The following is a 14,579-nucleotide window of genomic DNA, read 5'->3' as shown; positions in this document are numbered from 1 at the left end:
CGCACGCTAGCGCGCGTTGACCGCCAACTGGGCCGCGAAGGCCCGTGCGTAGGCGGGCCTCGCCTCGCCGCGGGCGACGTAGGCGGCCAGCGTCGGGAACTCGTCCAGCAGGCCCGACGGGCGCAGGCGCAGCAGGACCGACACCATCATGAGGTCGCCCGCGCTGAAGGCGCCGTCGAGCCAGTCGGCGTCGCCCAGCCGCGCGGACAGGAGGCGCAGCCGCTCGCGGATGCGGTCCTGGACCAGCGGCAGGCGCTCGCCGGCCCAGGGGCGGTCGCCCTCCAGGATCCGGACGGTCACCAGCTCGAGGATCGGCGGCTCCACCGTGCTGAGCGCGGCGAACATCCAGGCGATCGCCCGCGCCCGCGCGTCGGCGTCGTCCGGGAGCAGGCCCGCGTGCCGCTCGGCGACGTGGAAGACGATCGCGCCGGACTCGAACAGGACGAGGTCGCCCTCCTCGTAGGTCGGGATCAGCCCGAAGGGGTGGACGCGCAGGTGCGGCGGCTCCCGCTTCGCGCGCAGCGAGACGAGGCGCACCTCGTAGGGCTGCCCCACCTCCTCCAGCGCCCAGCGGACGCGCGTGTCGCGCGCCAGCCCCTGGCCGCCGTCCGGCGACCGCTCGAAGGCGGTGATGACGATGGTCATGGTCTCAGGGACCCGCCCCACCGGGCAAACTCATCGCCCCGGGGCGCTCAGCGGAGGGGGAGGGATTCGAACCCTCGGTACGACGAAGCCGTACAACGGTTTTCGAGACCGCCCCGTTCAACCACTCCGGCACCCCTCCAAGACGCCACGGGCGAGGGGGAAGCGTAGCGATCCTCGGCCTTCCGGCGCGCGGTGGGTCAAGCCGTCGTGGCAGGGGCGGCGACCTTGCCCTTGACGAGGTCGGCCGCGCGCTCGCCGACCATGATCGTCGGCGCGTTGGTGTTGCCGCCGGGGATGACCGGGAAGACGCTCGCGTCGACGACGCGCAGGCCCTCGACGCCGCGCACGCGCAGCTCGGGATCGAGCACCGCGTCCTCCCCGCCCATCCGGCAGGTGCCGCACGGGTGGTAGAGCAGCTCGACCGAGCGGCGGACGTAGTCCTCGACGGCGGCGTCGTCGGCGACCGACGCGCCCGGGTAGATCTCGCGGCCGCGCACGGCGGCCAGCGGCTCGGCGCCGGCCAGCTCGCGCGCCAGCTCGACGCCCGTGACCAGCGCGGCGAGGTCCTCGGGCTCGCTCAGCGTGTTGGTGAGGATCTTGGGCTTGGCGACCGGGTCGGCGGCGGCCAGCCGGACCGTCCCGCGGCTCTTCGGGCTCACGAGCACCGGCCCCATCGTGAACGCGTGGCCGTCGAACTCCTCGGCCCCGTTGTCCACGAAGTACGCGGGCGCGAAGTGGTACTGGAGGTCGGCGGCGGGCAGGCCGGGCCGCGAGCGGACGAACGCGAACGCCTCGGCGACCGTCGACGTCAGCGGCCCCGACCGGCGCAGCACCCACTCCAGCAGCGGCTTGGGCTTGTCGGCGCCGTAGAGCGACTCCGGCGCCGTGGCCTCCCAGACGCAGACCACGTACGGGTGGTCCATCAGGTTGGCGCCGACCGCCGGGTTGTCGACCGCGACCTTCAGGCCCAACGACGACAGGTGGTCGGCCGGGCCGATGCCCGACAACATCAACAACTGCGGCGAGCCGATCGCGCCCGCGCTGAGGATCACCTCGCGCTCGGCGCGGACGGTCTCCTCCCTCCCACGCCGGTCGCGCAGGACGACGCCGACCGCGCGGTCCCCCTCGATCGCCACCCGCGCGACGTGCGCGTCGGTCCGCACGGTCAGGTTCGGCCGCGAGAGCGCGGGCCGCAGGTAGGCGTCGGCCGTCGACCAGCGCCGGCCGTTGCGCTGCGTGACCTGCACGATCGACGCGCCGTCCTGCTCGGGCCCGTTGTAGTCGGCGATCCGCGGGATCCCGACCGCCTCGGCCGCGCGCAGGAAGCGCGCGGTCAGCGGCCGCGGCGAGCGCTCGTCCATCACGTTGAGCGGGCCGCCGACCGCGTGGTGCTCGGACGCGCCGCGCTCGTTGTGCTCGGCCTTGAGGAAGTACGGGCGCACGTCGTCCCAGCCCCATCCGCGCGCGCCCTCGCGCTCCCACAGGTCGTAGTCCAACGGGCGGCCGCGGACGTACAGCATGGCGTTCATCGACGACGAGCCGCCGAGCGACTTGCCGCGCGGGATGAACAGCGAGCGCCCGTCGCAGTGCGGCTCGGGCTCGGTCGCGAAGTCCCAGTCCAACTTGGTGTGGAACTGCTTGGCGAAGCCGGCCGGGATCTTGATGTTCGGGCTGCGGTCCTTGCCGCCGGCCTCGATCAGCAGGACCCGCACGGCGGGATCCTCGGTCAGCCGGTTGGCGAGCACGCAACCGGCCGAGCCGGCGCCGACGACGACGTAGTCCACGGGGGCCATGCCCCGGATGCTCGCCGACGGCGCCGGTGGCGCGCAAGTCGCTACGAGGCGTTCGCCGCCGCCAGGATCGCCGCGGCCTTGCCCTGCAGGTCGTAGAGGCCGCTGACCGAGGTCTGGGTGCCGACCTGCTGGGCGACCGCCATGACCGCGCTCGCGCCCGCGCGGCCGTCGCGGAAGCCACCGCCACCGCTGCCGTCGGTCAGGACGTAGCGGATCCGGCCGTCGGCGACCGCCTGGGCCAGCCACCGCACGGTCGGCGAGGACTCGCTGCCCGAGAAGCCGCCGAGGCCGGCGACCTTGGCCCCGGACCGGATGATCGCCTCGGCCGCGCCCTGCTGGGAGGAGACCCCGATCGTCCCGCCGCCGTGGGCCTTGGCATAGGACAACGCCTCGGTGAGCTCGCTGTTGCCGCCGAACATCCCGCCGCCGAAGCCGCCGCCACCGCCCGGACCGCCGCCGAAGCCGCCGCCGTTGTTGGTGGAGTTGCTCGAGCCGGTGCCGGTCCCCGTGCCGAGCGAGAACCCGGGCGGGGGCGAGATCTGGCCGTTGGACGACGTCCCGCCGCCGCCCCGCACCCGCGGCGCGCCGCCGAAGCCGCCCGCGCCGCCGCCGAACCCACCGCGGAACCCGCCGCGCCCGCCGCCGCCCGGGCCGCCGCCGAAGCCCTGCTGCGCCGGGCCGCCGGCCGGGAACGTCCCGCTGGTGGCGTGGCCGAGCGTGTCGGCCGCCCACGTCGCGGGCGCGATCAGCAGCGCGCCGAGCGCGACCGCCAGCGCGACGCCGCGCACGACCGGCGGCGTCTTGGCCACCAAGACGGCCGCGCCGCCCGCCGCCGCGACGACCGCCAGCGGGATCAGGCCGTCGACGTCGCTCGCGCCCCGGTGGATGACCGTGAGCTCGGTCGCCAGCCCGGCCAGCAGCGCCAGCGGCGCGATCACCCGCGCGGCCACGCCGCCCTTGAGGATCGTCCCCGCCGTCGCGCCGATCAGCACCGCCGTGAACGGCGCGAGCATCGACACGTAGTACGGGTGGAAGATGCCCTTGGCGTAGGAGAACACGATCGCGCAGGTGGCGAACGCGCCGCCCGCGGCGATGATCCAGCCCGTGCGCGGGTCGTTGCGGCGCAGGCGCGTGAGCACCGCGATCGCCAGCCCGCCCACGATCGCCATGCCGATCAGCCAGCCCGCCTGCCCGCCGAGCGACTGGTCGACCAGCCGCGTGATCCCGGTGTCGCCGCCGAACACGCCGCCTCCACCGCCGCCGCCGAAGCCACCGCCACCGCCCGGGCCGCCCGCCTGGCCGTCGACGCGGCCCGCGCCGTTGTAGTCGAGGATCAGCGACCAGATCGAGTTGTCCGACGTGCCCGACACCCACGGCCGGTCGGCCGCCGGGGTCAACCACACCAACACGGGCCACGCCAGCGAGACGGCCGCCGTCACGGCGCCCGCGACCAGCAGCTGGCGCACGGCGGCGATCCGCCCGCGCGGCGCGACCCAGAAGTAGGCCAACGCCAGCGCCGGGAGCACCAGGAGCCCCGTCGCCATCTTGGCCTCGAAGCCGACGCCGACCATCACGCCCGCCCACACCAGCCACTTCGTCCGGCCGTCCAGGCACGCGCGCACCGTGAACCACAGCGCGGCGGTCGAGGCCAGGACGACCAGCGCGTCCGGGTTGTTGTGACGCGAGATCGCCACCGTGATCGGCGTCAGCGCCAGCACCAGGCCCGCGACGAAGCCCGCGGGACGGCCGAAGACGCGCCGCGTCAGGTCATAGGCCAACGCGACCGTCCCGACGCCCATCAGCGCCTGCGGCACGAGCATCGACCACGAGGAGTAGCCGAACGCGCGCACGCTCAGCGCCTGCACCCACAGCGCCGCCGGCGGCTTGTCGAGCGTCTGAAGACCGGCGGGGTCGAACGAGTTGTAGAGGAAGTCGTGCCAGTTGGTGGACATCGACCGGACGGCGGCCGAGTAGTAGGTGTTGGCGAACCCGTTCCGGTCGAGCGCCCACAGGTCGAGCACGCCCGCGACGAGGAGCAGCACGAGCAGCTCGGGCGCGGGCATCGGGATCCGGACGGCGCGCACGCGGTCGCGCAGGGAGGAGCCGGTGCGCGGGGTGCGCAGCTCGGCTGGGGTCGCGGTCGACATGGGAAGCAGCATCGGCCCGCCGACTCAGCGGACCCTCGGCGGTTCCTGGGAGGTGCCTGAGCGCCCGGTCTCAGGCTGCTCTCAGCGACCTCTTATGGCGCTCCGACGCCCGCCGCCGATCGTCTCCGCCATGCCCCGCTCCCCCCGCCTCGACGTGGATGTCGTCGTGCCGGTCTACAACGAGCAGGCGGCCCTGGGCGACAGCGTCCGCCGGCTGCACGCGTTCCTGACCGAGCACTTCCCGTTCTCCTGGCGCATCGTCATCGCCGACAACGCCAGCACCGACGGCACCCCGTCGATCGCCCGGGCCCTGGCCGAGGAGCTGGAGCACGTCGCCCACCACCGGCTGGAGCGCAAGGGCCGCGGGCTGGCGCTGAAGGAGGCGTGGTCGAGCAGCGACGCGCGCGTCGTCGCCTACATGGACGTCGACCTGTCGACCGACCTGCGCGGCCTGCTGCCGCTGGTCGCGCCGCTGCTCAGCGGTCACAGCGACGTCGCGATCGGCTCGCGGCTGGCGCGCGGCGCGCACGTCGTGCGCGGGCCCAAGCGCGAGCTGATCTCCCGCACCTACAACCACATCCTGCGCGCCACGCTGCGGGCGCGGTTCACCGACGCGCAGTGCGGCTTCAAGGCCGTCACGCGCGAGACCGCGGCGCTGCTGCTGCCGCGGATCCGCGACGACGGCTGGTTCTTCGACACCGAGTTGTTGGTCTTGGCCGGACGCGAGGGCCTGCGCGTGCACGAGGTGCCGGTCGACTGGGTCGACGACCCCGACTCGCGCGTGGACATCGTCCGGACCGCGGTCGACGACCTCAAGGGCGTCGCGCGGCTGGCCTTCGCCACGCCGGTCGCGCGGTTCATGGCCGTCGGCGTGCTGTCGACCATCGCCTACGCCTTGCTGTTCCTGGCGCTGAGGGCCGGCGGCGGCCTGGGCGCCGGGCTCGCCAACGCGGTGGCGTTGGCCGTCACCGCGGTCGCCAACACCGCCGCCAACCGGCGGCTGACGTTCGGCGTGCTGGGCCGCGCCGGGCTGGTCCGCCAGCACGCGGCGGGCGCGTTGGTGTACGCCATCACGCTCGCGCTGACCGCGGGCGCCCTCGGCGTCCTGCACGGGATCGCCCCGGGCGCCTCCCACGCCGTCGAGCTGGCCGTGCTCGTCGCGGCGTCGCTGGTGGCGACCGTCACCCGCTACGTCGCGCTGAAGACGTGGGTCTTCGCGGTCGGGCTAGACGACCGGCGCGCGGGTCGCCGCGGCCACCGAGGCGAGCAGGTTCTCGCGCAGCAGACGCAGGACGTCGGCGCGTGAGGGCTCGCCGCGCTCAAGCCAGCCGCCGACCACGCCGTCGCAGAAGAACAGCCAGCCCTCGATCGCCAGCGTGAGCGTCGGCGAGGCGATCTCCTCGCGCGACGTCCCGGTGAGCGCGGCGGCGACGTCGACGATCCGGTCCACACGCGCCGCCCGATGCGCCTCCAGCACCGCGCGGATCGCGGGCTCCCCGCCCGCGCGCGCGTGCAGCACGGCGAAGAACCCCGTCGCGCGCTCCTCGACGTAGCCGAGGAACGCGTCCAGCGCGCCGTCGAGGCCGTCGGCCTCCGCCATCCGCCGCGACAGCTCGTCGTAGGAGTGGCGCAGCACCGCGACGACGAAGTCGGCCTTGGTCGGGAAGTAGTGGTACAGCAGGCCCTTGGAGATCCCGGCCGCGCGGGCGATCGACTCGATCGAGACCTGGTCGTAGGGCGTGGCGCCCAGCAGCTCGAGGCCGAGCTGGACGAGCTGCTCGCGGCGGGCGTCGGGCGCCAGGCGGGTCGACTTGGTCGGCGGCACGGACGCGCCACCGTACGCGTAGTTGACCGACCGGTCAACAACCCGTTACCCTCGCGCCCCACTTGCTGACCGACCGGTCGCGCGCGCGACCGGCTGGAGGAGAAACCGTCCGTGTCCCGCATGCCGTCCCGCCTGGCCGTCCTGCTCGCGCTCCCCTGCGCGCTGCTGGGCGCCCTGCTCGCCTCGTCCACCGCTTCCGCCGCCGCGCTGCCCGGCGCGCGCGTCTCGGCCGTGAAGATGATCCCCGAGGCCCAGTACCCGGGCATGCAGCGGCTCACCTACCTGTACGGACCGATCAAGATCAGCCCCGGCCAGAACACGATCGAGGCGCAGGCCAACACGCTCAAGCCCGCGGTCCCGGGCTACATCACGCGCTTCCAGCCCGACCTCGTCTACGCCAAGACCAACGCGCAGGGCGGCCACGACACGCCGCGCGTCGACGTCATCCACCTGCACCACGGCGTCTGGCTCGTCGCGCGCGACAACACGCTGTACCCGACGTTCGCGGCCGGCGAGGAGAAGACGATCTTCCAGATGCCGCAGGGCTACGGCTACAAGTACAGCCCGTCCGACGGCTGGATCATGAACTACATGATCCACAACCTGACGCCGAACCCCGACAGCGTGTACATCAAGTACACGATCGACTTCGTGCCGGCGTCCGAGCCGGCGGCCGCGGGGATCACCGAGGTCAAGCCGCTGTGGATGGACGTCGCGGGCATCAAGCCCTACCCGGTCTTCGACGCGCTCAAGGGCCAGGGCAAGAACGGGAAGTTCACGTTCCCCACGCAGGCCCGCCCGTCGCAGAAGAAGGACATCGGCCCGGCCCAGCAGTGGACGGTGCCCAACGACATCACGTTGATCTCGACCGCCGGGCACCTGCACCCGGGCGGCCTCTACAACGACCTGACCGCGACGCGCAACGGCGCGACCAAGGAGCTGTTCCGCTCCGAGGCCAAGTACTTCGAGCCCGCGGGCGCGGTGTCGTGGGACGTGGCGCTGACCGGGTCCAAGCCGGACTGGCGCGTCGCGCTGCACGCGGGCGACCGCATCAACACGACCGTCACCTACGACACGCGCCAGGCGTCCTGGTACGAGTCGATGGGCATCATGGTGGTGTTCTACGCCGAGGGCATCCAGAACGGCGCCAAGGACCCGTTCAGCCAGCCGATCGACTGGCACGGCCTGATCACGCACGGGCACCTCAAGGAGAACGACAACCACGGCGGCGATCCCGACGCGGGCCTGCCCGACGCGCGCGACCTGCTCGACGGCACGCGGCCGACGAACGTCGACATCAAGGGCTACGTCTACGGCCAGGGCGACCTCAGCTCGGTCGGCTCGTCCGGCCGCCCGCCGGTCGTCCGCGCCGGGCAGTCGCTGAAGTTCACCAACCTGGACGCGACGAGCACGATGACGCCGCAGGAGGCGGCCTACCACACGATCACCGCGTGCCGGCAGCCGTGCGACCGCACCACGGGCATCGCCTACCCGCTGGCCAACGCCAACGTGCAGTTCGACTCCGGCGAGCTGGGCTACGGGCCGAACCTGCCGCTGAAGGGCTTCGGCGGCAAGTTCACGCCGGCGGCCAACCGCAACACGTGGAAGACGCCCAGGACGCTGAAGCCCGGCACCTACACCTACTTCTGCCGGATCCACCCGTTCATGCGCGGGGCGTTCCGGGTGGTGGGCAAGAACGGCAAGGGCAGCGTGACCAAGAAGTCCGCCGCCAAGAAGAAGCCGAAGGCGAAGGCCTAGGCCTCGGCGCGCCGCGCCCCGGTCGGCGTCCAGCCGATCGCGGGCGCGACGTGCTCGGCGATCGCGCCGAGCACGTGCAGGTTGTAGGCCACGCCGAGCTGGTTGGGGATCGTCAGCAGGACCGTGTCGGCGAGCTGCACCGCGGCGTCCTCGGCGAGCTGGTCGGCGACGACGTCCGGGTCGCCCGCGTAGGTCTTGCCGAACCGCGCGTTGGCGCCGTCCAGGAAGCCGACCGTGTCGCGCCCGCCGGCCTGGCCGCCGAAGTAGGCGGCGTCCTCGTCGGAGGTGATCGGGAAGACGCTGCGGCTGACCGAGACGCGCGGCTCGCGCTCGTGGCCGGCGGCGACCCACGCGTCGCGGAAGAGCAGGATCTGCTGGGCCTGCAGCTCGTCGAACGGGAGGCCGCGCTCCTCGAGCAGCAGCGTCGAGGACATCAGGTTCATGCCCTGACGCGCGACCCACTCGGCGGTGTCCGACGAGCCGGAGCCCCACCAGATCCGGTCCGACAGGCCGGGCGCCTGCGGCTGGATCGCCAGCCGGCCGAACGCGCCCATGCGGGGATCGCCGTCGACGACCGGCGCGCCCGCGATCGCCGCGCGGAACTCGGCGGTGTGGCGCCGGGCGAGGTCGGCGTCGGTCTCGCCCGGCCGCGGCACGTGGCCGAACGCGTGCGCGCCGTCGACCGCCGGCTCCGGCGACCCGCGGCTGACGCCGAGCTGCAGCCGGCCGGCGCCGATGAGGTCGGTGGCCGCGGCCTCCTCGGCCATGTAGAGCGGGTTCTCGTACCGCATGTCGATCACGCCGGTGCCCAGCTCGATCGTGCTCGTCCGGGCGGCCATCGCGGCCAGCAGCGGGAACGGCGACGCGAGCTGACGCGCGAAGTGGTGCACGCGCACGTACGCGCCGTCGATGCCGAGCGCCTCGGCGCCGGCGGCCAGCTCGACGCTCTGCCGCAGCGCGTCGGCGGCGGTCCGGACCTGGCTTCCCGGCGCCTGCGACCAGTGGCCGAAGGACAGGAAGCCGATGCGCTTGCGGAGAGCGGCGGAGGATGCGGCCATGTGGGTCTCCAATGTAGGAGGCCCACGGGCCACGGTCCTGCTCAGCGGAGGGGGAGGGATTCGAACCCTCGGTACGACGAAGCCGTACAACGGTTTTCGAGACCGCCCCGTTCAACCACTCCGGCACCCCTCCAGGGGGAAGTGGATCGCGAAGGCTAGCGACGGGCGCGAAAGAACGAGCGCAGGAGGTCGGCGGCCTCCGGTTGCCGGACGCCCGAGCGGACCTCCGGGCGGTGGTTGAGGCGCTCGTCGGAGAGGATCGAGAGGATCGAGTCGACCGCGCCGGCCTTGGGATCGGGCGTGGCGTAGACGACCCGCGGGACCCGCGAGAGCACGATCGCGCCCGCGCACATCGTGCAGGGCTCGAGCGTCACGTACAGCGTCGCGTCGAGCACGCGCCAGGATCCGACGTGCACCGCGGCCTCCCGCAGCGCCAGCACCTCGGCGTGCGCGGTGGGGTCCTCGCGCAGCTCGCGCTCGTTGTGGCCGCGCCCGATGATCTCCCCCGCGTCGCTGACCACGACGGCTCCGATCGGCACGTCGTCGTGCTCCAGCGCCGCCCGGGCCTCCTGCAACGCGGCGCCCATCCACCTGTCGTCCTGCTCCGGGCCGGTCATGGAAGCGTCATCATGGAGGAACTTCCCCGCGTGGGCGGGGTTCCTTCTTCACACCCTTTGTCCGCCCTGTCCCCACGCCTCGCCCTCGCGGCCGCCGCCATGACCCTCGTCGCCGCGAGCGGCGCGTCGGCGCGCACCACCACCGTTCCCGGCGAGGTCGTCGTCGGCTACCACGGCGACGCCACGCCCCACGTCCTGCACGTCGCCGACCCGTCCGCGACGATCGCTCGGCTGCGCGCGAAGCCCGGCGTCCGCTACGCGGTCCGCAACGTGGTCGCCCACACGACCGCCGCCTACGTCCCGAACGACCCCGGCCGCGGCGCCACGCCGGGCCGCTGGGCCGCCGTGCAGTGGAACTTCACCGGCCCCGCCGGCGTCAACGCGCCCGACGCCTGGGGCCACCTGATCGCCGCGGGCCGCCCGGGCGGCAGGGGCGTGAAGGTCGCGGTCCTCGACACCGGCATCGCCTACCGCGCGTTCGGCAAGACGCCGGCGTCGCCGGACCTCGTCGGCACGCACTTCGTCAAGGGCTATGACTTCGTCGGCCACGACCCCTACGCCAACGACCGCAACGGCCACGGGACCCACGTCGCGTCGACGATCGCCGAGAGCACCAACAACGGCGTCGCGCTGACCGGCCTGGCCTACGGGGCGTCGATCATGCCGGTCAAGGTGCTCGACGACGACGGCGAGGGCGACGCGGCCGTGATCGCCAAGGGCGTCCGCTACGCCGCCGACCACGGCGCCAAGGTCATCAACCTGAGCCTGGAGTTCTCCGCCGACGTCGGCTGGCAGCAGATCCCGCAGCTGATCGACGCGATCTCGGAGGCGCGCCGCAAGGGCGCGATCGTCGTCGCCGCCTCCGGCAACGAGGCCGACCGGGTCGTCGCCTACCCCGCGCGCAACGCGAACGTGATCTCGGTCGGCTCGACGACCGAGCACGGCTGCCTGTCGGACTTCTCCAACCAGGGCCGCGGCCTCGACCTCGTCGCGCCCGGCGGCGGGCCCGACGCGCCGCTCTCGGACCCCGGCTGCACGCAGGACTCGACCGGGCGCAACATCTCGCAGATGACGCTGATCGGCGTCCACCACACGAAGTTCGGGATCCCGCGCGGCTACCAGGGCACGTCGATGGCCGTCCCGCACGTCTCGGCGACCGCCGCGCTGGTCATCGCCTCCGGCGTCCTCGGCCCCGACCCGTCGCCCGACGCCGTCGAGCGCCGCCTGGAGGCGACCGCCCGCGACCTCGGGCCGGCCGGCTACGACACGCGCTACGGCTGGGGCCTGGTCGACGCCGCCAAGGCGACCGACCCGACCGTGCCGGTCTCCTAGCGCGCGGCCGCGGTCACCAGACGAGCGTGACGCCGTAGGGCGCCAGCGCGTCGTCGCGCGAGACCAGCGCGCCGCCCTCGATCCGCGCCTGGCCGACGAGCATGCGGTCGAACGGATCGCGATGGTGCGGCGGGAGCTGCCGCACCGCCTCCGCGTGCTCGACGCTCACCGGCAGCGGCTGGACGCCGGCGTCGAGCAGCACCCGCAGGTACTCGTCCGGCACCGTCAGCTTGCCCAGCGACCGCTTGATCGAGATCTCCCAGACGACGGCGGCGCTCAGCAGGACGCGGTTGCTCCCGTCCGTGAGATGGCGACGGGCGTTCTCGCTCAGCCGCTCGTCCCCGCTCAGGAACCAGAGCGCGGCGTGCGTGTCGAGCAGCAGCTTCACCGCGCGCCGAACGCGTCGGCGAGGTCGTCGGGCAGGTCGTCGAAGTCGTCGGCGACGTGGATCTGCCCGCGCAGCGCGCCGTAGGCCCGCGCGAGCGACGCCTCCTGGGCGACGGGCACGAGCCGCGCGACCGGCCGGCCGTTGCGGGCGATGACGATGTCCTCGCCGGCCTCGGCGCGCTCGACGAGCTGGGACAGCTTCGTCTTGGCCTCGTGCATCCCGACCTTGGTCATGGGACGAGGGTACTACCGGCTAGCTAGGCGAGCTAACCGTTTCGGACGGCGGCTAGACCGTCCGCACGATCAGCACGCTGCAGGGCGCGTGGTGGCTGACCTTGTTGGGGACCGACCCCAGCAGGAAGCGCTTGGCGCCGGTCATGCCCTTGTTGCCGACGACGATGAGGTCGGCGTGCTCCTCCTCGGCGACGTCGAGGATCGCGTCGGCCGGGTCGCCCTGGCGCGCGAAGACGCGCGTGGTGACGCCCTTCTCCTCGGCGATCTCGACCGCGGCGCCGAGCGTCGCGTCGACGTCCTCGCGCGGGTTGACCATCCAGCGGACGTCGTCGGGCGCCTGGGACGCCTCCTCGCGCAGGCGCGTCCCCGAGACGGGCTCGAAGGCCGACACGATCAACAGCTCCGAGGACACGGACGCCGCCAGCTCCGCGGCCTGCGCCACGGCCTTGCTCGCGGTCTCCGAGCCGTCGGTTCCCACCACGATCGTCCGGAACATGGCCGGGAGCGTACCGGCGTCAGGTCAGCTTCAACGTGGCGATGATCACGCTGGCGATCACGCACACCACGATGAGGGCCTGCATCCAGATCCAGAACGGGGACACGCCCCGCAGACTACCCGGCGACGGGCTTCACTCGGCCGGCCGCAGCACTTCGAGCATCGTCATCGCCAGGATCTTGAAGTCCAGGCCGAGGGTCCAGTGCTCGATGTAGTAGTTGTCCCACTCGACGCGGTCGCTGAGGGACGTCTGGCCGCGCAGGCCGTGCACCTGCGCCCAGCCGGTCACGCCGGACTTCACGCGGTGGCGGTCGCCGTAGCGGCGGATGTCGGACTCGAACAGCTCGACGAACTCCGGCCGCTCGGGGCGCGGGCCGACCAGCGACATGTCGCCGCGCAGCACGTTGAAGAACTGCGGCAGCTCGTCCAGCGACGTGCGGCGCAGCAGGCGGCCGATCCAGGTGCGGCGGTCGACGCCCTCCACCCCGCCGGGCGCGCTGCCCTCGCCGGGACGGAACCTGTCGGCGTCCGGGTCCGGCGGGCGCATCGAGCGGAACTTGTACAGGTCGAAGACCGTGCCGTCGCGGCCCACGCGCCGCTGGCGGAAGACGATCGGGCCCGGCGACGACAGCTTGACCAGCAGCGCGATCGTCACCATGAGCGGCGAGAAGGCCAGGATCAGCAGCGCGGCGCCGCAGCGGTCCAGGCCGTGCTTGACCGCGAACTGCCAGCCCTTCGGGTGCACCGAGCGCAGGCCCATCAGCGGCGTGCCGCCCAGCGGCTCGTAGGTCGCGCGGTGGTTGAGCGACTCGAACAGCCGCGGCACCAGCGAGACCTCCAGCCCGAGCGCCTCGCAGCGGCGCACGAGGTCGACCAGGCGCTCGTCGGGCTCCGACGAGAACGCGATCACCACGTGCTCGGCGCCCGTCAGCTGCGCGACCCAGTCCAGCTCGTCGGGCGAGCCGAGGACCGGGATGCCCGGGGCCTCGCCGCCGTCCTGCAGCGGGTTGGCGTCCAGGAAGCCGATCGGCGTCATCCCGTACTCGGGGTTGGCCTCCAGCCGGCGCGCGAGGCGCATGCCGACGTGGCCGGCGCCGACGATCAGCGTCGGGACGCCGTCGAGGCCGCGGACGCGGGCGATCCGCTGCGCGGCCAGCAGCCCGACGCGCGCGCCGCCGACCGTGACGATCGCCACGGCCCAGAGGTGCGCGCCGACCGACGACACCGTGGTCGTCCCGGCGGCGTAGACCTGGAGCACGACGACGAACATCGCCGCGATCGAGATCGACCCGGCGATCGGCACGACGCCGTCGAAGAACGTCGGCCGCAGGCGGCGCTCGTACATGCCGCGGATCAGCAGCAGGAGCATCACCAGCGGCGGGAAGGCCAGCATCGGCCAGCCCTCGGAGAACGGCACCGGCTCGCTGGGCCAGCGGAAGGCGACCAGCAGCGCGGCCACCAGGCCGAACCCGTCCAGCAGCGGCCGCACCGCGCGTGCCTGGAGCGCCCGGCGGATCGTGGACGGCTCGTGCCGCGGCAGCAGCACGGGGGCGTCGACGGGCGCCGTCGCGGGCAGCGACGCGAGCGGCGCGTGCAGGGGCACGGCGTCGGCGGTCTGACTGCTGAAGTCGATGCGGCTCACGGCAGGTCTCGGCTCACCCTTCTCGTCGGCCTCATCGGCCCGACACTTGAGGGGCTTGAGCAGCTTCGGAGCCGGAGAGTCGGCGCAGGCCGAGGCCGATGAGCGTCGCGGCCGCGAGGCCGAGCACGAGCAGCACGATGCCCGCGGCCGAGATCGGCAGGCCGCCGCTCCCGTCCCCGGCGCGCGTCGGGTAGGCCACCACCTCGGGCGCCCCGGGCAGGGTCGCGGTGGTCGTCGTCGCGGTCGTGCTCTTCGCGGCGCCCTGGGCGCTCGTGTGGCGTTCGCTCTCGGCATGCCCCTCGCGCTTGGACGACGGGGACGACGACGTCTTGCGCTGCGGCTTGGAGGTCAGCGTCGACTTGGCGCCGCCGGAGGCCCCCGCCGGAGCGGCGGGGGACGAGGCCGAGGTGTCGGCCTTCAGGCTCGCGCTGCCCGGGTCCGACGTCCCGGCCCGGCCGGACGACGAGCCCTTCTTGGCGCCGACCGAGCCACCGCCGAGCACGACCTGCTCGCCCCCGCCCGGCCCGGCGTAGCCGCTGAGCAGGGGGTCGGTGGCGTGCGCGGAGGCGACCGGGAGCGCGAGCGCGAGGACCAGCGCGGCGAGGATGGCGAGGGGACGGACGGACATGGAACGCCGGTACGGCG

General features: G+C 73.5%; 14 protein-coding genes and 2 tRNA genes. 3 read left to right on the top strand and 13 right to left on the bottom strand.

Annotated elements, in window-relative coordinates:
* Positions 1-6: 6 nt before the first annotated feature.
* The 4 genes from VFG42_RS10850 to VFG42_RS10835 form a co-directional block, all read right to left on the bottom strand.
* Positions 7-645, bottom strand: coding sequence for a glutathione S-transferase family protein (locus VFG42_RS10850; protein ID WP_324908212.1), 639 nt, complete (start codon positions 643-645; stop codon positions 7-9).
* A gap of 51 nt (positions 646-696) precedes the next feature.
* Positions 697-784: transfer RNA gene (locus VFG42_RS10845), tRNA-Ser, on the bottom strand.
* A gap of 58 nt (positions 785-842) precedes the next feature.
* Complete coding sequence (locus tag VFG42_RS10840) at positions 843-2,438, bottom strand: GMC family oxidoreductase (RefSeq protein WP_324908210.1); 1,596 nt, start codon at positions 2,436-2,438, stop codon at positions 843-845.
* A gap of 41 nt (positions 2,439-2,479) precedes the next feature.
* Positions 2,480-4,585 (bottom strand): ArnT family glycosyltransferase, encoded by a 2,106-nt coding sequence (locus tag VFG42_RS10835; protein WP_324908208.1) that lies wholly within the window; start codon positions 4,583-4,585, stop codon positions 2,480-2,482.
* Positions 4,586-4,715: 130 nt separating this feature from the next.
* On the opposite strand from VFG42_RS10835, the gene VFG42_RS10830 reads away from it, so the two are divergent.
* Positions 4,716-5,891, top strand: a complete 1,176-nt coding sequence (locus VFG42_RS10830; protein ID WP_324908206.1) for a glycosyltransferase — start codon at positions 4,716-4,718, stop codon at positions 5,889-5,891.
* On the opposite strand, the gene VFG42_RS10825 is transcribed toward VFG42_RS10830, so the two are convergent.
* Entirely contained in the window at positions 5,811-6,410 is a 600-nt protein-coding gene (locus tag VFG42_RS10825; RefSeq protein WP_324908204.1) for a TetR/AcrR family transcriptional regulator, read from the bottom strand. The genes VFG42_RS10830 and VFG42_RS10825 overlap by 81 nt on opposite strands.
* Positions 6,411-6,530: 120 nt before the next feature.
* Here VFG42_RS10825 and VFG42_RS10820 point away from each other — a divergent pair, with 120 nt between their 5' ends.
* Positions 6,531-8,168, top strand: a complete 1,638-nt coding sequence (locus VFG42_RS10820) for a hypothetical protein (protein WP_324908202.1) — start codon at positions 6,531-6,533, stop codon at positions 8,166-8,168.
* Here the strand turns inward: VFG42_RS10820 and VFG42_RS10815 are convergent.
* From VFG42_RS10815 to tadA, 3 genes are all read right to left on the bottom strand, one after another.
* Positions 8,165-9,226 (bottom strand): LLM class flavin-dependent oxidoreductase, encoded by a 1,062-nt coding sequence (locus VFG42_RS10815; RefSeq protein ID WP_324908200.1) that lies wholly within the window; start codon positions 9,224-9,226, stop codon positions 8,165-8,167. The genes VFG42_RS10820 and VFG42_RS10815 overlap by 4 nt on opposite strands.
* A 45-nt stretch (positions 9,227-9,271) precedes the next feature.
* Positions 9,272-9,359: transfer RNA gene (locus VFG42_RS10810), tRNA-Ser, on the bottom strand.
* Between the two features lie 22 nt (positions 9,360-9,381).
* A complete protein-coding gene (gene tadA / locus VFG42_RS10805) occupies positions 9,382-9,843 on the bottom strand; it encodes a tRNA adenosine(34) deaminase TadA (RefSeq protein ID WP_324908198.1) in 462 nt (153 codons plus the stop codon).
* Between the two features lie 99 nt (positions 9,844-9,942).
* On the opposite strand from tadA, the gene VFG42_RS10800 reads away from it, so the two are divergent.
* Positions 9,943-11,175, top strand: coding sequence for a S8 family serine peptidase (locus VFG42_RS10800; RefSeq protein ID WP_324908196.1), 1,233 nt, complete (start codon positions 9,943-9,945; stop codon positions 11,173-11,175).
* Between the two features lie 13 nt (positions 11,176-11,188).
* Here VFG42_RS10800 and VFG42_RS10795 read toward each other — a convergent pair whose 3' ends face one another.
* From VFG42_RS10795 to VFG42_RS10775, 5 genes are all read right to left on the bottom strand, one after another.
* On the bottom strand, positions 11,189-11,563 hold the full coding sequence (locus tag VFG42_RS10795) for a type II toxin-antitoxin system VapC family toxin (protein WP_324908194.1): 375 nt from the start codon (positions 11,561-11,563) through the stop codon (positions 11,189-11,191).
* Positions 11,560-11,796, bottom strand: coding sequence for a type II toxin-antitoxin system prevent-host-death family antitoxin (locus tag VFG42_RS10790; protein WP_324908192.1), 237 nt, complete (start codon positions 11,794-11,796; stop codon positions 11,560-11,562). Before VFG42_RS10790 ends, VFG42_RS10795 begins: the two co-directional genes overlap by 4 nt.
* Before the next feature lie 52 nt (positions 11,797-11,848).
* Positions 11,849-12,292 (bottom strand): universal stress protein, encoded by a 444-nt coding sequence (locus tag VFG42_RS10785; protein ID WP_324908190.1) that lies wholly within the window; start codon positions 12,290-12,292, stop codon positions 11,849-11,851.
* A 133-nt stretch (positions 12,293-12,425) separates the two neighbouring features.
* Positions 12,426-13,934 carry an exopolysaccharide biosynthesis polyprenyl glycosylphosphotransferase gene (locus VFG42_RS10780; RefSeq protein ID WP_324908188.1) on the bottom strand — a complete coding sequence of 503 codons (1,509 nt, stop codon included), beginning with the start codon at positions 13,932-13,934 and terminating at the stop codon, positions 12,426-12,428.
* 31 nt (positions 13,935-13,965) lie between these two features.
* A complete protein-coding gene (locus VFG42_RS10775) occupies positions 13,966-14,562 on the bottom strand; it encodes a hypothetical protein (protein WP_324908186.1) in 597 nt (198 codons plus the stop codon).
* Positions 14,563-14,579: the final 17 nt, after the last annotated feature.

The sequence above is a fragment of the Baekduia sp. genome (assembly GCF_035685985.1).
GTDB lineage: Bacteria > Actinomycetota > Thermoleophilia > Solirubrobacterales > Solirubrobacteraceae > Baekduia.
The sequence above is the reverse complement of the archived record's forward strand: the minus strand, read 5'-3'. Positions and strand labels throughout refer to the sequence as shown.